The sequence below is a fragment of the Pseudohongiella sp. genome, from assembly GCF_011050365.1.
Lineage (GTDB): Bacteria > Pseudomonadota > Gammaproteobacteria > Pseudomonadales > Pseudohongiellaceae > Pseudohongiella.
Map to the genome: position 1 here is coordinate 66826 of NZ_DRFV01000011.1, position 20923 is coordinate 87748.

21 protein-coding genes and 1 pseudogene are annotated in these 20923 nt (G+C 56.9%); 2 read left to right on the top strand and 20 right to left on the bottom strand.

Features of this window, described 5'->3' with window-relative positions; all coding sequences use genetic code 11:
• Positions 1–234 precede the first annotated feature (234 nt).
• Both typA and dtd read left to right on the top strand, forming a co-directional pair.
• Positions 235–2061, top strand: a complete 1827-nt coding sequence (typA, locus tag ENH71_RS09895; RefSeq protein ID WP_294135222.1) for a translational GTPase TypA — start codon at positions 235–237, stop codon at positions 2059–2061.
• 293 nt (positions 2062–2354) lie between these two features.
• Positions 2355–2789, top strand: coding sequence for a D-aminoacyl-tRNA deacylase (dtd, locus tag ENH71_RS09900; RefSeq protein WP_294135219.1), 435 nt, complete (start codon positions 2355–2357; stop codon positions 2787–2789).
• Between the two features lie 27 nt (positions 2790–2816).
• Here dtd and ENH71_RS09905 read toward each other — a convergent pair whose 3' ends face one another.
• The 20 genes and pseudogenes from ENH71_RS09905 to fabA all read right to left on the bottom strand — a co-directional run bounded on the left by ENH71_RS09905 (position 2817) and on the right by fabA (position 20838).
• Positions 2817–4946 (bottom strand): TonB-dependent receptor, encoded by a 2130-nt coding sequence (locus ENH71_RS09905; protein WP_294135216.1) that lies wholly within the window; start codon positions 4944–4946, stop codon positions 2817–2819.
• Between the two features lie 124 nt (positions 4947–5070).
• Entirely contained in the window at positions 5071–5865 is a 795-nt protein-coding gene (gene tatC, locus ENH71_RS09910; protein ID WP_294135214.1) for a twin-arginine translocase subunit TatC, read from the bottom strand.
• 549 nt (positions 5866–6414) lie between these two features.
• Positions 6415–6621 (bottom strand): annotated as a pseudogene (tatB, locus tag ENH71_RS09915) (Sec-independent protein translocase protein TatB); the annotation flags it as partial.
• Between the two features lie 91 nt (positions 6622–6712).
• Entirely contained in the window at positions 6713–6967 is a 255-nt protein-coding gene (gene tatA, locus ENH71_RS09920; protein WP_294135211.1) for a twin-arginine translocase TatA/TatE family subunit, read from the bottom strand.
• A gap of 79 nt (positions 6968–7046) precedes the next feature.
• Complete coding sequence (locus ENH71_RS09925) at positions 7047–7403, bottom strand: phosphoribosyl-ATP diphosphatase (protein ID WP_294135347.1); 357 nt, start codon at positions 7401–7403, stop codon at positions 7047–7049.
• 59 nt (positions 7404–7462) lie between these two features.
• Entirely contained in the window at positions 7463–7882 is a 420-nt protein-coding gene (hisI, locus tag ENH71_RS09930; protein ID WP_294135208.1) for a phosphoribosyl-AMP cyclohydrolase, read from the bottom strand.
• 28 nt (positions 7883–7910) lie between these two features.
• On the bottom strand, positions 7911–9479 hold the full coding sequence (ubiB, locus tag ENH71_RS09935; RefSeq protein WP_294135203.1) for a ubiquinone biosynthesis regulatory protein kinase UbiB: 1569 nt from the start codon (positions 9477–9479) through the stop codon (positions 7911–7913).
• A gap of 10 nt (positions 9480–9489) precedes the next feature.
• Entirely contained in the window at positions 9490–10128 is a 639-nt protein-coding gene (gene coq7, locus ENH71_RS09940; protein ID WP_294135344.1) for a 2-polyprenyl-3-methyl-6-methoxy-1,4-benzoquinone monooxygenase, read from the bottom strand.
• A 54-nt stretch (positions 10129–10182) separates the two neighbouring features.
• Positions 10183–11490, bottom strand: a complete 1308-nt coding sequence (gene purD, locus ENH71_RS09945; protein WP_294135200.1) for a phosphoribosylamine--glycine ligase — start codon at positions 11488–11490, stop codon at positions 10183–10185.
• A gap of 16 nt (positions 11491–11506) precedes the next feature.
• Positions 11507–13078: a bifunctional phosphoribosylaminoimidazolecarboxamide formyltransferase/IMP cyclohydrolase gene (gene purH, locus ENH71_RS09950; protein ID WP_294135199.1), complete on the bottom strand. Its 1572-nt coding sequence runs from the start codon at positions 13076–13078 to the stop codon at positions 11507–11509.
• Positions 13079–13138: 60 nt separating this feature from the next.
• Complete coding sequence (fis, locus tag ENH71_RS09955; RefSeq protein ID WP_294135195.1) at positions 13139–13483, bottom strand: DNA-binding transcriptional regulator Fis; 345 nt, start codon at positions 13481–13483, stop codon at positions 13139–13141.
• Positions 13483–14535: a tRNA dihydrouridine synthase DusB gene (gene dusB, locus ENH71_RS09960; protein ID WP_294135192.1), complete on the bottom strand. Its 1053-nt coding sequence runs from the start codon at positions 14533–14535 to the stop codon at positions 13483–13485. Before dusB ends, fis begins: the two co-directional genes overlap by 1 nt.
• Positions 14528–15157, bottom strand: a complete 630-nt coding sequence (locus tag ENH71_RS09965; RefSeq protein ID WP_294135189.1) for a DUF3426 domain-containing protein — start codon at positions 15155–15157, stop codon at positions 14528–14530. The genes dusB and ENH71_RS09965 overlap by 8 nt, the downstream gene beginning before the upstream one ends.
• A gap of 1 nt (position 15158) precedes the next feature.
• Positions 15159–16043, bottom strand: coding sequence for a 50S ribosomal protein L11 methyltransferase (prmA, locus tag ENH71_RS09970; protein ID WP_294135187.1), 885 nt, complete (start codon positions 16041–16043; stop codon positions 15159–15161).
• A gap of 30 nt (positions 16044–16073) precedes the next feature.
• Positions 16074–17429 carry an acetyl-CoA carboxylase biotin carboxylase subunit gene (gene accC, locus ENH71_RS09975; protein ID WP_294135185.1) on the bottom strand — a complete coding sequence of 452 codons (1356 nt, stop codon included), beginning with the start codon at positions 17427–17429 and terminating at the stop codon, positions 16074–16076.
• 12 nt (positions 17430–17441) lie between these two features.
• A complete protein-coding gene (gene accB, locus ENH71_RS09980) occupies positions 17442–17903 on the bottom strand; it encodes an acetyl-CoA carboxylase biotin carboxyl carrier protein (protein WP_294135182.1) in 462 nt (153 codons plus the stop codon).
• A gap of 68 nt (positions 17904–17971) precedes the next feature.
• Complete coding sequence (gene aroQ / locus ENH71_RS09985; protein ID WP_294135180.1) at positions 17972–18412, bottom strand: type II 3-dehydroquinate dehydratase; 441 nt, start codon at positions 18410–18412, stop codon at positions 17972–17974.
• A gap of 140 nt (positions 18413–18552) precedes the next feature.
• The gene (locus tag ENH71_RS09990; protein ID WP_294135175.1) at positions 18553–19002 is read right to left on the bottom strand and encodes a protein-disulfide reductase DsbD domain-containing protein; all 450 of its coding nucleotides are present in this window, start codon (positions 19000–19002) and stop codon (positions 18553–18555) included.
• Positions 19003–19030: 28 nt separating this feature from the next.
• Complete coding sequence (gene fabB, locus ENH71_RS09995) at positions 19031–20248, bottom strand: beta-ketoacyl-ACP synthase I (RefSeq protein WP_294135172.1); 1218 nt, start codon at positions 20246–20248, stop codon at positions 19031–19033.
• A gap of 62 nt (positions 20249–20310) precedes the next feature.
• Positions 20311–20838 (bottom strand): bifunctional 3-hydroxydecanoyl-ACP dehydratase/trans-2-decenoyl-ACP isomerase, encoded by a 528-nt coding sequence (gene fabA, locus ENH71_RS10000; protein WP_294135169.1) that lies wholly within the window; start codon positions 20836–20838, stop codon positions 20311–20313.
• Between the last annotated feature and the right edge of the window lie 85 nt (positions 20839–20923).

The window sequence follows — 20923 nt, forward strand, 5'->3', positions numbered from 1 at the left end:
CCGGGTGGCAAAAGCGAGGCGTTAGCGTGGCAGCAGAACCCGTAGCAGCCGGGGTGTTTTGAGGTATTTTTGAGGGATGGATGTCGGGATTCGCCCTGATTGACTGGATACCAGCGCATGGTTGTGTTTTTTACGTCAAAAAGTACTGTGTAATGGAATTGTCAAGATAGTTGTTGTATAATCTCCCACCTTTTTTTCGGCAGTGCTCCCCCCTTTTAGTAATAGGTGTCCCCAGTGATTGAGAAGATCCGCAATATCGCCATTATCGCCCACGTTGACCATGGTAAAACCACGTTGGTCGACAAACTCCTGCAACAGTCCGGCACTCTGGGCGATCGCGGGGGTTCCGTAGAGCGCGTAATGGACTCCAATGACCAGGAAAAAGAGCGCGGCATCACCATTCTGGCCAAAAACACCGCTATTAACTGGAATGGCTACCACATTAACATCGTGGATACCCCCGGACACGCCGACTTTGGTGGTGAAGTAGAGCGCGTCATGTCCATGGTGGACAGCGTGCTGTTGCTGGTCGACGCTGTCGACGGCCCCATGCCGCAGACCCGCTTTGTGACCATGAAGGCTTTCGCCCAGGGTTTGCACCCGATCGTGGTGATCAACAAGGTGGATCGTCCCGGCGCGCGTCCTGACTGGGTGCTGAACGAAGTCTTTGACCTGTTTGACCGACTGGGTGCCACGGATGAGCAGCTGGACTTCCCGGTGATCTATGCCTCTGCGCTGAATGGTATTGCCGGCATGGAAGCCGATGATCTGGCCGATGACATGACACCGCTGTTCCAGACCATCATCGACAAGGTACCACCACCCCCGGTTAACGCTGAGGCGCCTTTTCAGATGCAGATCAGTGCTCTGGACTACAACAGCTATGTTGGCGTTATTGGTATCGGCCGTATTACCGGTGGTGTTGCCAAACCGAACATGCAGGTTACCGTCATCGACAAGGACGGCGAAACCCGCAAGGGCAAGATTCTGCAGGTGAAGAGCCATCTGGGTCTGGATCGGGTTGATGTGACTGAGGCCCGCGCCGGTGAGATCATCTGTATCACCGGTCTGGACAGGCTGAACATCTCCGACACGCTGTGTGACCCTGACCATGTCGAGGCGATGACGCCGCTGACGGTTGATCAGCCCACCATCACCATGACCTTCCAGGTCAATGATTCGCCCTTTGCCGGCCGAGAAGGCAAGTTCGTCACTACGCGTAATATCAGGGAGCGCCTGGATCGCGAGCTGATCCACAACGTCGCGTTGCGCGTTGAGGAAGGGGAGACGCCGGACAAGTACAAAGTATCGGGCCGTGGCGAATTGCACCTGTCGGTATTGATCGAAACCATGCGTCGTGAAGGTTTTGAGCTGGCGGTATCACGCCCTCAGGTAATCATGAAAGAAATCGACGGTGTGCTCAGCGAGCCGTTCGAGATCCTGATGATTGACTGCAACGATGAGCACCAGGGTTCCATTATCGAAGAACTGGGCCTGCGTCGCGCTGAAATGTCGGACATGCTGCCCGACGGCAAGGGTCGTGTACGCCTGACCTTTACGGTACCGACACGAGGTCTGATCGGCTTCCGCTCCATGTTCCTGAGCATGACCTCGGGTACCGGCATGATGAACCATGTATTCGATCATTATGGTCCGGCCAAGGCGGGTGATCTGGCCGCGCGCAAGAATGGCGTGCTGGTATCCATGGTCACCGGCAAGGCTTTGGGTTATTCCCTGTGGGCACTGCAGGAGCGTGGCCGTCTGTTCATCGAGCCGAACGTGGAAGTCTATGAAGGCATGATCATCGGTCTGCACAGCCGCGACAACGACCTGGTGGTGAACCCCATCAAGGGTAAGCAGCTCACCAACGTGCGAGCGTCCGGCACCGATGAAAACATCGTGTTGACGCCAGCCGTGCGGCATACGCTGGAGCAGGCCATGGAGTTTATCGATGAGGATGAGCTGGTTGAGATTACTCCTGCGAGCATTCGTATCCGGAAGAAGCATCTGACCGAGAGTGATCGGAAGCGTGCCAGCCGTGGTGGGTTGGCTCGGGGTTAATGCGATTTTTGTCTGTGGGCTGCGCCTGATGACCGGAAGTAGGGGGGAGGTTCCTTGCACATGTGCTGCGCTCACATCCCCCCTACTCCCGGTCCTCAGGCGCGCGTAAGCGGAAGTGACCATTCTCGAATCAACAACGGTAGAAGCACGTGCCGGGAACAGTGGGAGGTTCCTTGGCCTGCAAATGCTCCTGCATTGCAGGCATTTCCGCCATCCATGGCGGTCACTTACACCCTCGCTCACGACCCCTCACTACTGAACATCGTGCGCAGTTAACTGACAGTGGTGTGTTCATGATCGCTTTGATTCAACGTGTTACGCATGCCAGTCTGAAGATTGATGGGGCTGAATACAGTCGTATTGGTCAGGGGCTGGTTGTGCTGTTGGGTCTGGAGCGGGATGATACGCTGGCAGCAGGTGAGAAGCTGCTGGGTAAGGTGCTTGATTACCGTGTGTTTGCCGACAGTGAAGGGCGCATGAATGGCAGTGTGCGGGATGTCGGCGGTGCGGTGATGCTGGTGTCGCAATTTACGTTGGCGGCTTCAACCGACAAGGGCCTGCGGCCCGGTTTTTCGTCGGCCATGCCACCGGCAGAAGCCGAAGCGCTTTATGACCAGTTGGTCACCTGGCTGCAGTCTGAGCATCCCGGCACTGTCACCGGCGAGTTTGGTGCCGATATGAAAGTGTTGCTGGAAAACGACGGCCCCGTCTCCTTTATCTTGCGATAGCGGTATCAGGGGCCTGTCATCCCTCCGTCAGAAGTACATCATGAAGCGGCCATAAATGCTTCGGCCCAGTCCGGGCAGTCTTTCCCGCATAGCAAGGTCAGGGTTTACTGCACGGTTGTATGCGCCCAGATGATCACGATAGGTTTTGTTCAGCAGGTTATTCACACCCAGTCCGATTTCCGTGCGTGCTGTTGGCCTGAAACTGGTCGACAGGTTGACGATTGTGTAGCCAGGTGTCGCTTCTTCCAGGTTGGTCAATGACACGTCGTCCTGACGAGCGTAACTGACGCTTTCCAGGGAGCCGGACCAGTTATTGCCCTGGTAGTCGACAGCCACTATCAGATTGTCTGGCGCGATGCGGTACAGGTTGTCATCGATGTCACGTCGTTCTCCGCGCACCATGCTGGCGACTGCGCGCAGCTCAAAACGGTCGCTCAGCGCAAAGCCCGACTCCATATCAAAACCGGTGTAGCGTGCTTCTACGTTAGAGAAAACCAGCGGTATGGGAGTGCCCATGCCCATGTTTGCCATCATCCGGGCGAAATTGTTGGTCAGGGCAATGGTGCTCGGTGTGCCCTGAATAAAGTCATCTACCTGCTTGATAAATGCGCGTGGATAAAACGTAAGGCGCCCCTTTTCCAGATCAAAGCCGAGTTCGATTTCATGTGCCACCTCCGGGGTCAGATCCGGATTGCCCACATACGTTTTGCCGTCCGCGAGGCCACCGGTCGATTCTGCTGGCAGCCACAAATATCTTTCCTGGTAAGACGGAGATCGGCTCTTGCGCGCTGCACCGGCATACCAGGTGACATCATAGCCTGCGTCGATGCTGAAGCGCGCAAACCAGTCGGTATTGTTGTCGGTTTTAGACAAATCCTGGGCGTTGAACAGGTTGGCGATATTATTCGCCATCATGTTCATCATGAATGGACCACCAGCGGCCAGATTCATCGGGTTGAGATTGGCGTCGACCCGGGCCGAGTCAGTTCGCACCTGATTGAAGCGCACGCCGACATCAAGCCCGCTGATGTCGCCAAGCGATATGTTGCGCTCAAGGAATACCCCCGTCACATTCCTCTCTGAATCCTTGAAGTTATCGATAAAGAAAAACCTGCTGTTCGGATTCTGTATCAAAGCGATATGATTTGAGTAGTGTCCATCAATACCGACTTGCCATGATCCATTGGCAACCTGACGTTCAGCCTTAATGCTGAAGCCTGAATTATCGCTGGCAGTGTACGCGTGGCGGTACCTGGAAATGTCTGCGGGCGGCGTGCGCAGGTGATAATTCGTCATCCAGTGACCAATATCATTCATCGACACTTCTGCCGTTATCTTCAGGTCCGGGCTGTCCCATACATAGCGTCCGCGGATAAGGTCACTGTCAACCAGTTGTATGTCCATGGGCAGTGCAGCGGTGCCGGCGTGGCCAGTGTCATTTTTGGTGAAATCAACACTGAACTCGTGATCGCCGGAGCGAAAGCTGTAACCCAGGTCATAACGGTTACGCTCGTACTCCGAGGGGCGAATGGTACCGTTGCCAAAATCACTGTCATCAGCCTGCTCGGTCATGACAAAACCGCGAAACAGGTGATTACGATTGGCGAGGGAGAGGAATACGCTGCCTACCAGCCCTTGATTGACAGATTGCGCGCCAAAGTAGGTGCGGCCGCCCCATTCAAAGTCATTGCTGTCGCCAAAGTCGCCGCTATAGGTTATGGCCTCCATGTGGCCGCCGATGGTCTCCTGGCCGGCACTGACCGGCGTGATGCCACGGCTGATCGTGAGTGATTCCAGCGCCGCTACCGGCGCGTAATGCAATGGTGCATCCATCGCGTTGGGGCCGCCAGAGCTGACATGAGCGCCGTTGATGACAACATTAATTCGGTCGCCGTGCATGCCACGGTACTGCGCCACGCCGGTTAATTCGCCATTACGGTTTACGTTGGCGCCGGGCATTTTTTTTAGCAGCTCGGCGGTGTCAGCGGGTGCGACCATAACGTCATCGGTGCGGACGGTATGGGAATCGCGCGCGCCGATAACCACCATCTCTTCGACGGCACCTTGCGGTTGCGCAGTTGCAGCAGCAGTCATGACGGTAAGGGAGGTCAGGCCAAGCGTTATGAGTTTGCGGGGGGAAGTTGGGAGTATTGTCATAGCGGTCCTCTGCGATCTATCCTGAAAATATCTGTTCAGGATGGATTATAGGGAACGAAGAGGGCCGTTGCGCTGTGACATATTGCCACTGCGACGGATTGTCACAGTGGCAAGAACATGAGGATTAGAGATCGTCGGAGTCGATGTTGCCTTCTTCTGCGGCTTTTTTCTTTAAAAACGCGCTGCCAAAGAAAACACCCACCTCAAACAGCATCCACATCGGAATCGCCAGCAGCGACTGCGTAAACGGATCCGGCGGCGTCAGCAGCATCGCTACCACGAAACATCCGACAACGACGTAGGGGCGTTTCTTCTTCAGGTCTTCCGGTTCAATCAGCCCGGCCCACATGAAGAGGAATACCGCAATCGGGATCTCGAACGCAAAACCAAAGGCAAAGAAGATCTTCAGCACAAAGCTCAGATAACTGGCGATGTCAGGCGCGACGGCAATGTCTTCGGGTGCCACGGAGACAAAGAAGCTGAATACGACGCCAAACAGGACATAGTAGGCGAACGCCATGCCGGCATAAAACAGCATCACACTGGAAACAAACAGCGGAATGGCCAGTGATTTTTCGTTCCGGTACAGGCCGGGTGCTATGAATGCCCAGATCTGAAACAGAAGATAGGGCGCGCATACAAACAGCGAAGCGTAGAAGGTCAGTTTGAACGGCGTGAAGAACGGTGATGTCGGATCGATTGCGATCATGCTGGTGTCTGGCGGCAGCACCGACACCAGGGGCGACGCAACAAAGGTGTAAATGTCATTGGCGAAATAGATCAGTGACAGAAACACCACCAGTAGGGCAATAATGCACCTCAGGAGGCGGTCACGCAATTCCACAAGATGCCCAACAAGGGTCAGATCTCCCGAGACGTGCGATTGCTGCTTATTACCCGCTGAAGGGTCTTCTGTCATGTCAGTCTCTCAATTCTTGCCGGAGGATGAGTCCGAATCTTTCGGCTTGTCATTAACGGCAGAAAACTTACCTTTTTGCATGCTTACAATACCGCTGGGCGGGGTGCTGTAGATATCCCGGGAGGCCGCTGACTCGTCCGGGGATTCCCCGGCTTCCGGCGCCGCTTCCGCGTCGATGCCGGTCTGCGCGGTGGACTCTACGGAGACGCCTGCTTTTTCTTCTACGACCTGTTCGTCGGTTGCATGCCTGTCGGTTGATTGTTCGTCAGCGTCCGGGTCGTCAGTGGCTGGCGCGCCTGCCGTCTGCGGGGATGTCTCAACCTGGGTTAGCTGTGGTGTTGGTGTGGCGTCGGCCTTGCCCGGCGCTTGATAGTTTTCCGGCGCAGGTGTCGGGATGCCTTCATCGGCGCTGGTGGTTGCTTTCGGCGCGGGCGTATTCTTGCCGTTCACATCGATTGAGCGTTTCACGCTGTCTTCGGCGCTTTTGATCTCTGACTGCGTATCCTTGATCAGTTTGTTGGCATTTTGTTTGGCTTTTTCGATATCACCCAGAATGGATTCGTTGTGCAGCTGACGCCGGATTTCATCGGTATTGATCTGCTGTTCAATCTCGGATTTGACGTTGTTGAAGCTGCGTTTGGCCCGGCCAAACCACAACGCACCGGTGCGGATGGCACCGGGCAGTTTATCCGGGCCCAGTACCAGCAGGGCCACGATACCGATGAGTAGCAGCTCCATAAAACCTATATCAAACATCGCTGCAATCCACGTGCTATACCCATGTAACGGTGAGACGTAAAGCCTTCAGGCACCCCAGACGGAACAGGGGCACCCGGCGCTGTTGTTGTTACTTGTCTTTTGCTTTTTCGGTGTCAGCGTCGTTATGCGTTTCGCTGCGCATCGTATCCGTGCCGATCTGACCGGGGTCTTCCTCGTCCTTGTTGTCGTCCTCGTCATCCTTGTCTTTGACCGCCTGCTTGAAGCCCTTGAGCGCGCCGCCCAGGTCGGAGCCCAAAGTGCGCAGCTTCTTGGTGCCAAACAACAGCACGATGATCAGTGCGATGATTAGCAGTTGCCAGATACTGATGCCGCCGATACCCATGTTTCCTCCGGTTTAGCCTGTAATTTGTCACCTGAGTGACACTGTGTTTGATGAATCCGTGTTTTGTGGCTCTGTGTTCTTATGAGTCGGGCCTGGACGCCTTTTCCACCAGACCCGATATGTTAAAACGCTTTGCCAGTTCTTCCAATACCTGTTCGTGGTTCAGGTTCAGGTGGCTCAGCATCACCATGCTGTGGAACCACAAATCTGCGGTCTCACTGATCAGTGCCGCGGCATCGCCACCGGCGTCGGTGTCGCGCGCTGCCAGAATGGTCTCTACTGCTTCTTCGCCGACCTTTTCCAGTATCTTGTTCAGGCCTTTCTGATGCAGGCTGGCGACGTAGGAGGTGCTGGCATCTGCCTGTTTGCGCTCAGCCAGAATGGCGGCGAGCTGCGTCAGGGTGTCGGGGCTTGCTGTGGTGCTGTTATCGCTCATGGCTGTTTGTGTTTCGCTCAGGGCTGCTTGTGTTTCGCTCAAGGCTGTCTTTGTTTCGCTCAGGGCTGCTTCGCCGGGCTGCCGTACATCACTGACGGATCCTTGAGTACCGGATCCGTGGTCTGCCAGGAGGTTTCGCCATCAACGGTGGTCAGCGTCTGGTAGAAACAACTTTCACGCCCGGTATGGCAGGCGATGCCGCCGACCTGCTCTACCAGATAACAAACCGTATCGCCGTCACAGTCCAGCAGGATATCGTGGATACGCTGCACATTGCCCGATTCTTCGCCTTTACGCCAGATCTTCTGACGTGAGCGCGACCAGTACACCGCGCGCCCTTCCGCCAGCGTCAACGCCAGTGCTTCACGGTTGATCCAGGCATGGGTGAGCAGGCGGCGGGTTTGGCTATCCTGCGTGACGACAGGCACCAGGCCGTCGTTATTCCATTTGATCTGATCCAGCCAGGCTGTGTGACTCATGTTTGGCTCGCGTTAACAGTATGCTCTTTCACTGCGTAAAATACAAAAAACCGATGACAAGTGCGGCCACAAAAGCCACTGTCAGCAGGTGTCTGGTCTGACGCCGACGGCGCTTCTCGATCTGTCGTTGCTGCGCGATGACAATTTGCAGCGTTTCGTTGAGAGCGGCCACCTTCTCATGCTGATTCAGGCTGTTCAGTACCAACTGCGGCAGCTGCGGAAATTGCTCAACCCAGTCGGGCACATGATTTTTCAACTCGCGCCACAGGAACGAGGGTTTCATGCGGCGACGGTTCCAGCTCTCCAGAAACGGCAGCGCAGTCTGCCACAGATCAAGCTCCGGGTACAACTGACGCCCGAGCCCTTCGACATTGAGCAGGGTTTTTTGCAACAGCACCAGGGATGGTTGCACTTCCATATTGAAGCGTCCGGCGGTGCGGAACAATTGCACCAGCAGGAAACCAAAGGAAATATCCTTTAATGGTTTTTCGAAAATGGGTTCGCACACGGTGCGCATGGCTGCCTCAAATTCCACCACCTTGGTGGTCTTCGGTACCCAGCCGCTTTCCACATGCAGCTCAGCCACCTTGCGGTAATCACGCTTGAAAATGGCCAACAGATTGCGTGCCAGATACTGCTGATCTTCCCGGCTCAGCGAACCGATAATGGCGCAATCAATGGCGATATATTTGGGGTTCTGCGGATCTGTCGGATCGACAAAGATATTGCCGGGGTGCATATCGGCGTGAAAGAAGCTGTGTTCGAAAACCTGGGTGAAAAAGATTTCGACACCGGTTTCCGCCAGCTTCTTCAGATTCACCTGCCGGGCCTGCAATTGCGTTATATCAGATACCGGAATGCCATTGATGCGCTCGGTGACCAGCATGCCGTCCCGACTGACGTCCCAGTACACCTGCGGCACATAAAGCAGGGGTGAGTGCTCAAAGTTGCGGCGCAGCAGCGTGGTGTTGGCGCCTTCGGCCATCAGGTTAAGTTCGCCCAGAATGACGTGTTCATAGTCGGCAATCACTTCGCGTGGCCGCAGGCGACGTCCATCGGGCACATGGCGTTCGATCAGGCGCGCCAGCCACTTGAGCACAACAATATCCTGGCGGATGGTTTCGTTGATGCCCGGCCGCAGTACCTTGATGACCACCTGGTCGCCGTTGAGCAGGGTGGCTTCGTGCACCTGGGCGATAGAGGCCGACGCCAGCGCAGTGTTGTTGATGGAGCGGAAGTGACTTTGCCAGGGACTTTCCAGCGCGGCTTCGACAATGCTGGTAATGGTGGGCGAGGTAAAACCCGGTACCCGATCCTGCAGGCTTTGCAGTTCGTCAGCCAGGGCGTGGGGCAGGAAGTCCCTGCGCGTAGACAGAAGCTGACCGAATTTGATGTAGATGGGACCCAGCTCTTCCAGGGCTGTGCGCAGGCTCTGTTCAGGTGACAGGCGGCGCGCGGCGTGACCGGCCCAGGGCAGGCCAACGATGCCCATGATCAGGCGTATCAGCCACGAGCGCGCGGTCAGCGGGCTGAGCTGATGCAGTCGGTACTTGGCAGCGACCGAGATAATTTTGAGGAGACGGGGCAGGTGCGACACCGTTGGCGTCTCAGATCCGGTGGGTCAGTGTTTTCATGACCCCTGCCATCAGCTTCATGCCTGCTTTGACGGGCAGAGGCAATTCAGCGCCGCCTGCGGCCATGGCCGCGTCACCGTGAGTGCGCTCGTCCATGATCATCTGCGTCAGCACGGCTTTACTCTTGTGGTCATCGGCGGGCAGCCGCTCAAGATGGTCTTCCAGATGCTCGCAGACCTGCCTTTCGGTTTCGCCGACAAAACCCAGGCTCCATTTGTCGCCTATCAGTCCGGCTGTGGCTCCCATGCCAAATGACATCGCATACCAAAGCGGGTTGAGCACGCTGGTGCGGCTGTCCAGCTCCTGCAGGCGGGTTTCACACCAGGCCAGGTGATCAATCTCTTCACGGGCGGCGTGATCCATGCCTGCGCGCACATCGGGCAGTCGTGCGGTCAATGCCTGACCCTGATACAGCGCCTGGGCGCAGACTTCACCGGTGTGATTGATACGCATCAACGATGCCGCCTGTCGTCGATCGGCGGCGGACAGTTCGGCTTCATCAACAGCCGCAGCCGGTGTATGACGGGCAGCATTGCTGCTGCCGGGGATCAGTGTGTGCAAGGCCTGGTCGAGCTGTAACACCAGCCGATCGGCGAGACTGAATGACAACATGTCCTGTTTTTTGTCCATGGTTTGTATCATTACCTCATCTTGCGATTAGTGCCTTCACGCAGGCGTTACCTTCTGCATCTCACGGGTTATGGCCCGGTAACCGATATCACGCCGACACGCCATTTTGTCCCAGCTGATCCTGTCAGCCAGTTCATAGGCGGCCTTTTGCGCCTGTGTGACGGTGTCGCCAAGTGCCACCGCGCACAGTACGCGGCCACCATTGGTAACTACCTTACCATCTTTCAACGCAGTACCGGCATGGAATACCTTGGCATTGCGTTCGTTGCCTGTGGTCGCTTCCAGGCCATGGATCGGAATTCCTTTGTCGTACGCTTCCGGGTAACCGCCACTGGCCAGCACCACACCAATACTGGCGCGGTCATCCCAGTTTGCCTCAACTTCGTGCAGGCGTTTGTCCAGCGCAGCTTCGCACAATGCTGCCAGGTCGGATTGCAGGCGCATCATCACCGGCTGCGCTTCGGGATCGCCAAAGCGGCAGTTGAACTCGATCACGTTGACCGCGCCTTGCGGAGATATCATGACGCCGGCATACAGAAAACCGGTATACGGGTTTCCTTCGGCTGCCATGCCGCGCACAGTTGGCATGATGACCTCGGCCATGATGCGCTCATGCACGTCCCTGGTGACCACCGGGGCCGGCGAATAGGCGCCCATGCCGCCGGTATTCGGCCCCCTGTCACCGTCGTCGCGGCGTTTGTGATCCTGCGAGGTAGCAAGCGGCAGCACGTGCTCGCCGTCTACCATAACAATGAAGCTGGCTTCTTCTCCTTCGAGGAAGGTTTCAATAACAACACGACTGCCGGCATCACCAAAGCTGTTGCCGGACAACATGTCGCGAATGGTGGTGTCGGCCTCATCCTGATTCTGCGCAATAATCACGCCTTTACCGGCGGCCAGGCCGTCGGCCTTGATCACGATGGGCGTGCCCTGCGCCTTGACGTAAGCGATAGCCGCGTCAGCGTCGGTGAAGTTCTGGTAGCTGGCGGTGGGTATCTGGTGCCGTGCCAGGAAATCCTTGGTGAAGGCCTTGGAGCCTTCCAGTTGCGCGGCGCCCTTGCGGGGGCCGAAGCAGCGCAGACCCTGTTCCGTAAAATAGTCCACCACGCCGGCTACCAGCGGTGCTTCGGGTCCGACCACTGTCAGCCCGACATTATTGCTGTTGGCAAAGTCGACCAGTGCCGCAAAGTCCAGCGGGTCAATGGCCACATTCTCAATGCCCGCTTCGGTGGCGGTGCCGGCATTACCGGGCGCAACAAAAACGGTGGTAACGCCGGACGCCTGCGCCAGCTTCCAGGCCAGCGCGTGTTCGCGCCCGCCATTGCCCAGTACCAGAATATTCATAGTGTCTTCGTCCGGATTAATGTCTGAAATGGCGAATGCCGGTGAACACCATCGCCATACCGGCTTCATCGGCCGCAGCGATGACTTCGGCGTCGCGCATGGATCCGCCCGGCTGAATGACCGCAGTGATGCCGGCAGCGGCGGCGGCATCAATACCGTCGCGGAACGGGAAGAACGCATCAGACGCCATCACCGAGCCGGCGACTGTCAGGTTTTCATCAGCGGCCTTGATGCCGGCGATTTTGGCGCTGTAAACCCGGCTCATCTGGCCGGCGCCCACGCCAATGGTCTGCTGGTTCTTGCAGTACACAATGGCATTGGATTTGACAAACTGGGCGACAGTCCAGGCAAACATCAGGTCGCTCAGTTCCTGTTCGCTGGGCTGGCGTTTGCTGACCACGGTCAGGTCGCCTTTGCTGATCTGGTGTATGTCCCGGTCCTGCACCAACAGACCGCCGTTGACGCGTTTGAAGTCCCAGGCCGGCACCGGGTCTGCCGCCAACGCACCGCAGCTTAAGACGCGTACATTGGGCTTTGCTTCCAGCACGGTCAGCGCTTCATCAGATACCGTTGGCGCAATAATGACTTCGCTGAACTGTTGGTCAATTATGGCGTTGGCAGTGACGGCATCAAGCTCTCGGTTGAATGCAATGATGCCGCCGAATGCCGATGTTGGATCGGTTTTGAAGGCCAGTTGATAGGCAGCTTCTATGGTGTCTGCCACAGCCACGCCGCAAGGGTTGGCGTGTTTGACAATGACACAGGCGGGCTGCGAAAAGCTTTTGACACATTCAAGTGCTGCATCCGTGTCAGCAATGTTGTTGTATGACAGTTCTTTTCCCTGCAGTTGTTCGGCAGTACTGACGCTGGCGTCCCGGGCGTCGTTTTCAGCATAAAAAGCTGCGCTCTGGTGCGGGTTTTCGCCGTAACGCAGATCCTGCCTCTTGTGAAACTGGCTGCTGAAGGTTCGCGGATAGTCGCTGCCGGTGACGATGCGGCCCAGATAGTTGGCAATAGCTCCGTCATAGGCAGCGGTATGCTCAAAGGTTTTGACCGCCAGATCAAAGCGGGTGGCCTGACTCAGGGTGCCGCTGTTGAGCTTCATTTCAGCAATGATGCCAACATAGTCGTCCGGGTTGGTAACCACAGCGACCCAGGCGTTGTTTTTGGCGGCGGCGCGCAGCATGGTGGGACCACCGATATCAATATTTTCAATTGCCGTGGGCAGATCACAGTCGGGACGGGCAACGGTTGCCTCGAACGGATAGAGGTTGACCACCACCAGGTCTATCGCCGGGATGTCGTGTTCCTGCATTACGTCGCCATCGATGTCGCGGCGCGCCAGGATACCGCCGTGCACTTTCGGGTGCAGGGTCTTGACCCGACCGTCCATCATTTCCGGAAATCCGGTATAGTCAGCGATTTCGATGGCGGGAATTTTTTCTTTCTGCAGCAGGCGGAAAGTACCGCCGGTAGAAAGGATCTCCACGCCAGCCTGGTGCAGGGAGCGGGCGAAATCGGCAATGCCGGTTTTGTCCGAGACGCTGATCAGGGCGCGTCGGATAACAGCAGGTTTATCTGTAGACATAACGTAATCTTTACTTGGGTGTAGTATGAAAAAGGTGGGATGGGACGTTTAATTCAACAATCAATCCGACAATCCGTTTTGCCGGAAATTCAGCAATCCGTGCTGCTTCAATTTTTTGCGTAGAGTACCACGATTCAGGCCCAGCATGGTAGATGCCCGGCTCTGGTTGCCATCGGTCTGTTTGAGCACAGCCTGCAGCAGAGGCGCTTCAACTTCGCTTAAAACCAGCTCGTACAGATCGCTGATCAGGCCTTCGTCATCAACGTCGGCAAAATAATTTGCCATCGCCCGCTCCACCGCCTGTCGCAGGCTGCAGCGGGAGCTCTCGAGACTGAACGCTGCGTGTTCGGCTGGCGATAGCAGCGCCTCTGATGGCAGGCCGGAAGCCGGATCATCTTTTTTCATCAAGCCAATACCTGACGTCTAGGGTCGTCGTTATGGCGCCGCGCAGAAGGCAACAAGTCAGCAGGGCACAGGTTTTCTGCAGCACTGGCGGCGTGATAGGTGCTCAGCAAATCCAGTTGTGCTTCAGCGTCACTGAGCTGCATGAATTGTTGTTTGAGCGCTTCGCCGTGCGGCAAGACCTTACTGTACCAGTCAATGTGTTTGCGGGCAAAGAGCGGACCGCGAACGTCGCCATAGAACGCGTGCAAGGCGCTGATGTGGTCAATCATCAGGCTGCTGATGTCGTGCGGCGGCGGAGTTTCGCTGGCAGACCCGGTATCCAGATACTGACGGATCTGCCGGAATATCCAGGGATTACCCTGTGCTGCACGTCCGATCATCAGGCCGTCAGCTTTGGTGTGGTCCAGCACGTATCGGGCTTTTTGGGGACTGTCTATGTCACCGTTGGCAATGACCGGAATGCTGATTCGCTGTTTGATCTCGGCAATGGTGTCGTATTCCGCGTCGCCCAGAAAACGACACTCCCGGGTGCGGCCATGCACGCTGAGCATGGCAATGCCGCAGTCTTCGGCAATGCGGGCAATGTCGAGACCGTTGCGCTGCTCCCGGCTCCAACCGGTGCGTATTTTAAGCGTTACCGGTACATCGACCGCTGAGGTCACCGCGCGCAGAATGCGTTCAACCAGTTGCGGGTCCCTGAGCAGCGCCGAACCGGCCGCCTTTTTCAGAACTTTCTTGGCCGGACAGCCCATGTTGATATCAATCACTTCTGCGCCCTGCCCGGCGTTGACGCGAGCGGCATCGGCCATCATTTGCGGATCAAACCCGGCAATCTGGACGATATCGGGGCCGCACGCAGTTGAGTGCTTCAGGCGCAAGCGATGCTTCTCCGTATCCCAGAGTGCCGGGTTGGCGGCGACCATTTCTGCCACCGCCAGCGTGGCACCCTGCTGCAGGCAAATCTCGCGAAACGGCAGGTCACTGACGCCGACCATGGGGGCCAGCATCAATGGCTGTTGCAGAGTATGGCGACCCAGTGTGAAGCTATTCATGGGCAAATCGTACCTGATAATTCACCGCGTCGTCAGCCGGCGTGGCGAAAGCAAGTTGTATGGTGAGACTTTCCTGCGCCGACAGGGCCGTTGGTGAGGCTGCTGCCGCGTCAAGGTGGTCCCGCGGGTAATAGTCTTGCGGGTAAAAGCGTCGGCCGGCTGTCTCGCGGCCGGTGGTGTCCGAAAACACCAGGTCGATGGCCGGTAAAGGCTGGGCAAAGTCGGCAGCGTTGGTGAAGCTGAGTACCATCTGTGAAATATCCTGAAAATCCGGGTGTGGCTCGATGGACAGCTGATTGCTGACGATTCTGCTGCTGTCCTGCCGTGCAGGTAACACGCAGTCGGCAACGTCGCACAGGGCCAGCAGCCAGGGGCGTATGATTCCGTGTTGGCTGATACGGTCGAGATGCTGGTAGCCGATCTGGGCAATCAGGCTGGCGGTCAGCAGCAGGCAAAGGCCGGCGTAGCCAGCAGCGCGCCAGAACGGGGTGCGCCCGGCCGGAGCGGATAGCGCGGCGGAAATTCCCGACTCGTCCGGATCGGGCAGGCGAGACGTCAGCGCACCGGAGAAAGTGCCGTTGTTGTTGTCAGGCGCGGTGTCAGTTTCGACCAGTGTCCACATATCAGTTGCCCGTCAGCCGGGTGCCTTCGATCCTGACCCACTCGTCCTGGATGACAGGCGCCTGCATGGCAAAAAACGGCGCATAAGAGGCCATCAGGGTTTCCGTTTGTTCGGACAGTACGCCGGACAGGATCAGTTTACCGCCTGGCTTGGTGAGGCTGGTCAGGACCGGGGTCAGTTCTGCCAAGGGTCCGGACAGGATATTTGCCACGACGATGTCCGCGGGGGCGTGGGCCTCTCCGGGCAGATGCACGGTCATCAATCCGGCAGAGATGCCGTTCATGTCGCGGTTATTGCCGCTGGCAGTGACCGCCTGCGGATCATTATCCACGGCGACGACCCGGTTGGCCCCGAGCAGAGCGGCGGCAATGGCCAGAATGCCCGAGCCACACCCGTAATCGATCACGCTCTTGTTGGTCAGCTGTTGGCTGTCCAGCCAGGCCAGGCAAAGCGCCGTGGTCGGGTGGGTGCCAGAGCCAAAGGCAAGGCCGGGATCGAGCATGATATTGACCGCGTCCGGCTCCGGGGGTTCGCTCCAGCTTGGGCACACCCAAAGTCGCTCGCCAAATCGCATTGGCCTGAAATCGCTCATCCAGGCGCGTTCCCAATCCTGGTCAGCAATTTTTTCGGTTAACAGATCGCTTTCCAGCAACCGGCTGCCGGCGGTAACGGTGGCAATGATGGCATCGGCGTCGGCGTCGTCTTCAAACAATGCGCACAGCAATGTCTGCTGCCACAGAGGGGTGCTGCCCGGATCGAGCTGGAAAACCGGTTCATCTTCAGCGTCGAGCAATGTCACCGACACTGCCCCGATCGACTGGAACAGCTGTTCCATCTGCGGGGCTTCTGCGTCGGTGATCCGCGCCTTTATCTGTAACCAGGGCATAATCGTTTCCACATGACCGGAGGTCGGCCGTCAGGCTTTCTTGTGACCACCATTGAGCATGTTTTCCAGGTAGTGGATGTTGACACCACCCTTGCGGAAATTGAAATCGCGCAGGATATCCTTGTGCAGCGGCGTATTGGTCCGGATGCCGTCAATCAGCAGTTCGTCCAGCGCATTCTGCATACGTACCAGCGCTTCATCGCGGTCTGCCCCGTAGCTGATCAGCTTGGCAATCAGTGAGTCGTAATACGGCGGTACGGTGTAACCACTGTAAATGTGCGAGTCGACCCGTATGCCGTTGCCACCCGGCGCGTGAAACAGGTTGATTTTGCCCGGGCAGGGCATGAACGATGACGGGTCTTCGGCATTGATACGGCACTCAAAAGCGTGGCCCTTGATTTTGATATCTTCCTGTTTGATGTCCAGTGGCATGCCGCTGGCGATCTTCAGTTGTTCCTTGACGATATCAATGCCGGTGACCATTTCGGTGACCGGGTGCTCTACCTGAACACGGGTGTTCATTTCGATGAAGAAGAACTGCTCATCCTGATACAGGAATTCGAGCGTGCCGGCACCACGATACTTCATCAGCTTGCAGGCCTTGATGCAGGTCTCAGCGACCTGTGCGCGCACGTGGTCGGGAATACCGGGGGCCGGTGCTTCTTCAATCACCTTCTGATGCCGGCGCTGCATGGAGCAGTCGCGATCGCCCAGATAAATCGCGTCGCCCATGCCGTCGCCCAGCACCTGGATCTCAACGTGGCGCGGGTTCTCCAGAAACTTCTCCAGATAAACGACGTCGCTGCCGAAGGCGGCTTTGGCTTCAGACTGGGTAACATATATGGCTTTCAGCAGCGCCGCTTCACTGTGCACGACACGCATGCCGCGACCACCACCACCGGCGGCGGCCTTGATGATCACGGGATAGCCGATACGCTTGGCAATGGCCAGAGTGCGCTCGGAGTCGCCGTCCAGCGGGCCGTCGGATCCGGGTACGGTGGGGACGCCGGCGTCGATCATGGCCTTGATGGCGGACACCTTGTCGCCCATCAGGCGGATGGTTTCTGCACGCGGACCGATGAAAACAAAACCGCTGCGCTCGACCTGTTCGGCGAAGTCGGCGTTCTCTGACAGGAAACCGTACCCGGGGTGGATTGCCACCGCATCAGTGACTTCGGTAGCGCTGATGATGGCGGGCACGTTGAGGTAGCTTTTGGCGGCACTGGCCGGGCCAATACAAACGGATTCGTCAGCAAGGCGCACATGCATCAGGTCGCGATCGGCGCTGGAGTGCACGGCAACGGTCTTGATACCGAGCTCTTTGCACGCGCGCAGGATTCGTAGTGCGATCTCGCCGCGGTTGGCAATCAGGACTTTCTCAAGCATAGGTCTTACCCTTTAAACAATGGTGACCAGGGCCTGGTCAAATTCAACGGGCTCGCCGTCCTGAACAAGAATCGCTTCCACGACGCCACTGTGATCGGATTCGATCTGGTTCATCATCTTCATGGCTTCAACGATACAAATGACATCGCCGACTTTCACGTGCTGGCCGACTTCAACAAATGCCGGTGACGAGGGGGACGGCGACCGGTAGAAGGTACCTACCATCGGCGACTTCACCACATTTCCGCGAATTTTCTTGCTGTCCTTGCCGGCTTCGGGCGCTGGCGCAGGTGCGGCGGCCGGGGCGGGAGCGGGCGCAGCGGGTGCCGGTGCGCTCTGATATTGAACCGGTGGCGGTGTGACCTTGCTGGCGCGGCTGATGCGAACGGCCTCTTCACCTTCCTTGATCTCGATTTCCGCGACGTCGGAGGACTCGAGCAGTTCGATAAGTTTTTTTACTTTTCTGATATCCATAATAGCGTCTCTTTACCTGGGGATTACGTCTGTAAGGTTTATGTTATTGGTTTGTTTATTGATTTTTTTCAAGTGCTGGTTCGTCGCAGGGCCGACTGCAGGGCCAGGTCATAGCCCTGGGAGCCCAGCCCGGTAATGGTGCCGATAGCGATGTCGGAAAAATACGAGTGATGGCGAAAACCTTCACGTTTGTAGACATTGGACAAATGAACTTCGATGAACGGGATATCCACCGCCAGCAATGCGTCGCGCAGGGCGACACTGGTGTGGGTTAGCGCCGCCGGGTTGAAGATGATGAAATTGATCTCTTCACGACGGGCGTCGTGGATGCGGTCGATCAGTTCATACTCGGCGTTGCTTTGCATGTGCATCAGGTGATGGCCGGCGTCCATGCAGGCGCTACTGAGGCGCGCGTTGATGTCATCCAGAGTTTCCGGGCCGTAAATCTCGGGTTCGCGGGTACCCAGCAGATTCAGGTTGGGGCCGTGCAGCACAAGTATGGTCGCCATAGTCGATTCCGTCGATCGTATTTTTGCTCTAATGGCGGCATTTTGTCAGATTTTTCTCAGATTTTCACCTTCAAATTGTGGTTTTTCTCTGATCTTTTCTGTTTTGCTGGTGTCGGCGGAGAGTTGGTGGCGTGTACGGCTCAGGGCGTTATTTCCAGCAACCGCGTTTGTGGTGGATAACAAAGCCCGGCATCGGCGCAGCCCTGATACCGGATTTGCAACTGATAACGGCTGTCAACGGTGATACCGGCAGGCAATGTCACGGGGGTGGTCAGATTGCCGTAGTAAACCACAACATCACCGAAAAATTCATCGTGGTGGCTGGTTCCTGCGGGCAAGGTGACATCCAGCTCGCGCGTTGTGCCATCAGGCGCGACCAGGCTGAAACCGAACTTGTCCTGATACAGATAGTATTCGGGCGCCACTGTCCATTGGATGGTGACCGCGTCGCTGGCATCCAGGCTGGTATAAAACCTGAACGCCTCATCAACGTCGAGAAAGCTGGGCCGGCTGCCGCCAAACAGGCCGCTGGGCTGCGCTGCCGCCGCTGTGCTGACGAGAAGCGCAAGCAACACCAGTGTGACCTTCACGGCACTGTTATGGCAGTGTTTTTTGCTATTATGCCTGATAGCGTTCGAAAACCAGAGTTGCATTGGTACCGCCGAAGCCGAAGCTGTTGGACATGATGCAGTCGAGTTTGACGTCGTCCATGCGTTTGGTTGCAATATTAAGACCGGCTGCTTCAGGTGCAAGTTCCGTTACGTTGATGGAAGCGCTGACAAAATTGTTTTGCATCATCAGCAGGCTGTAAATAGCCTCTTGTGCGCTGGTGGCGCCCAGTGAGTGGCCAGTTTGCGACTTGGTGGAATTGATGATGGGGGATTTGTCGCCGAATATTTCCTTGATGGCGCGCAGTTCACTGACATCGCCCACCGGTGTGCTGGTGCCATGCGTGTTCAGATAGTCGATTGGCTTGTTGACTGTCGCCAGTGCCATTTTCATGCAGCGCACGGCGCCTTCGCCTGAGGGCGCGACCATGTCGTAACCGTCTGACGTAGCGCCGTAACCGGTGATTTCGGCGTAGATCCTGGCGCCGCGGGCGAGAGCGTGATCCAGTGACTCAATGACCAGTACGGCGCCGCCGCCGGCGATGACAAAGCCGTCGCGTGATACGTCAAACGGACGGGAAGCTTTTTCAGGCTCATCATTGTGCGTCGTGGTCAGTGCGCCCATGGCATCAAACAGATTGGTCAGTGTCCAGTGTTCGGACTCGCCGCCGCCGGCAAATACCACATCCTGCTTGCCCAGTTGAATCAGCTCGACCGCGTTGCCAATGCAATGGGCGCTGGTGGCGCAGGCCGAGGAGATGGAGTAGTTAACACCCTTGATCTTGTAGGGTGTTGCCAGGCAGGCAGATACCGTGCTGCCCATGGTGCGCGGAACCCGATAGGGCCCGATCTTGCGCAGACCTTTGGTGCGCAGAATGTCGGCAGCCTCCACCTGATCCTGTGACGAGGAGCCGCCCGCGCCCATGATGATGCCGGTGCGCTCGTTGGACACATCGCTGTCTTCCAGGCCGGCATCCTTGATAGCCTCGTCCATGGCAATATAACCATACGCCGCCGCATCGCCCATAAAGCGCAGTACCTTGCGATCGATGTGGTCTGCAAAATCGATATTCACCCGGCCGGAGATCAGCGCGCGCAGGCCCATTTCCTCGTACTCCGGGTTGTAGCTGATGCCGCTGCGCCCGTCACGCAGTGCTTCAAGCACCGCCTGCTGGTTATTACCTATACAGGAAACAATACCGATTCCGGTGACAACAACGCGTTTCATAATTACCTCGTCAGAACTATTTGGTGCTGTGTAGCAGTTTTTCGAATATTCAGAAGTCAGTGTCAGAAACTGGCGTCCGGGGTGAAAAGGCCAACTTTCAGGCCTTTGGCCGTGTAGATGACGTTGCCATCAACAGCAACAGTGCCGTCAGCGACTCCCATAACCAGTTTACGCTCAATAATGCGGCTGAGCGAAATTTCGTAGGTGACCTTGCTGGCACTGGGCAGAATTTCACCGCTGAATTTGACTTCGCCGGAGCCGAGTGCACGACCCTTGCCCAGGTTGCCACGCCAGCCCAGGTAGAAGCCGACCAGTTGCCACATGGCGTCAAGGCCCAGGCATCCGGGCATCACGGGATCTTCCGGGAAGTGGCAATCGAAAAACCAGAGGTCAGGCCGGATGTCGAGCTCTGCGATGATCAGGCCTTTGCCGTGCTCGCCGCCGTGGTCGTTGATTTCAACGATCCTGTCCATCATCAACATGTTGCCGACGGGCAGTCTGGCATTGCCGGGACCAAACATGCGGCCGAAACCGCAGTCGATCAACTCGTCGCGCTCATAGGAGCTTTTGGGCGTAAATCCTGTATTCATAAGCTATTTTGGCACCAGATTGTCGCAAAGCGTGCAATATTATCGCGAGCGGGCAAAATAATCGATACTATTTTGCCCCACGGCC

What these genes read in the sequence shown, in the direction of transcription:
- dusB (WP_294135192.1), bottom strand. Translation starts at nt 14,535, where the DNA reads ATGAATAGCTTCACACTGGGTCGCCATACTCTGCAACAGCCATTGATG.
- hisI (WP_294135208.1), bottom strand. Translation starts at nt 7,882, where the DNA reads ATGAGTCACACAGCCTGGCTGGATCAGATCAAATGGAATAACGACGGC.
- accC (WP_294135185.1), bottom strand. Translation starts at nt 17,429, where the DNA reads ATGCTTGAGAAAGTCCTGATTGCCAACCGCGGCGAGATCGCACTACGA.
- fabB (WP_294135172.1), bottom strand. Translation starts at nt 20,248, where the DNA reads ATGAAACGCGTTGTTGTCACCGGAATCGGTATTGTTTCCTGTATAGGT.
- fabA (WP_294135169.1), bottom strand. Translation starts at nt 20,838, where the DNA reads ATGAATACAGGATTTACGCCCAAAAGCTCCTATGAGCGCGACGAGTTG.
- coq7 (WP_294135344.1), bottom strand. Translation starts at nt 10,128, where the DNA reads ATGTTGTCATTCAGTCTCGCCGATCGGCTGGTGTTACAGCTCGACCAG.
- ENH71_RS09905 (WP_294135216.1), bottom strand. Translation starts at nt 4,946, where the DNA reads ATGACAATACTCCCAACTTCCCCCCGCAAACTCATAACGCTTGGCCTG.
- purH (WP_294135199.1), bottom strand. Translation starts at nt 13,078, where the DNA reads ATGTCTACAGATAAACCTGCTGTTATCCGACGCGCCCTGATCAGCGTC.
- ENH71_RS09925 (WP_294135347.1), bottom strand. Translation starts at nt 7,403, where the DNA reads ATGAGCGATAACAGCACCACAGCAAGCCCCGACACCCTGACGCAGCTC.
- accB (WP_294135182.1), bottom strand. Translation starts at nt 17,903, where the DNA reads ATGGATATCAGAAAAGTAAAAAAACTTATCGAACTGCTCGAGTCCTCC.
- tatA (WP_294135211.1), bottom strand. Translation starts at nt 6,967, where the DNA reads ATGGGTATCGGCGGCATCAGTATCTGGCAACTGCTAATCATCGCACTG.
- aroQ (WP_294135180.1), bottom strand. Translation starts at nt 18,412, where the DNA reads ATGGCGACCATACTTGTGCTGCACGGCCCCAACCTGAATCTGCTGGGT.
- purD (WP_294135200.1), bottom strand. Translation starts at nt 11,490, where the DNA reads ATGAATATTCTGGTACTGGGCAATGGCGGGCGCGAACACGCGCTGGCC.
- fis (WP_294135195.1), bottom strand. Translation starts at nt 13,483, where the DNA reads ATGAAAAAAGATGATCCGGCTTCCGGCCTGCCATCAGAGGCGCTGCTA.
- dtd (WP_294135219.1), top strand. Translation starts at nt 2,355, where the DNA reads ATGATCGCTTTGATTCAACGTGTTACGCATGCCAGTCTGAAGATTGAT.
- prmA (WP_294135187.1), bottom strand. Translation starts at nt 16,043, where the DNA reads ATGCCCTGGTTACAGATAAAGGCGCGGATCACCGACGCAGAAGCCCCG.
- tatC (WP_294135214.1), bottom strand. Translation starts at nt 5,865, where the DNA reads ATGACAGAAGACCCTTCAGCGGGTAATAAGCAGCAATCGCACGTCTCG.
- ENH71_RS09965 (WP_294135189.1), bottom strand. Translation starts at nt 15,157, where the DNA reads ATGTGGACACTGGTCGAAACTGACACCGCGCCTGACAACAACAACGGC.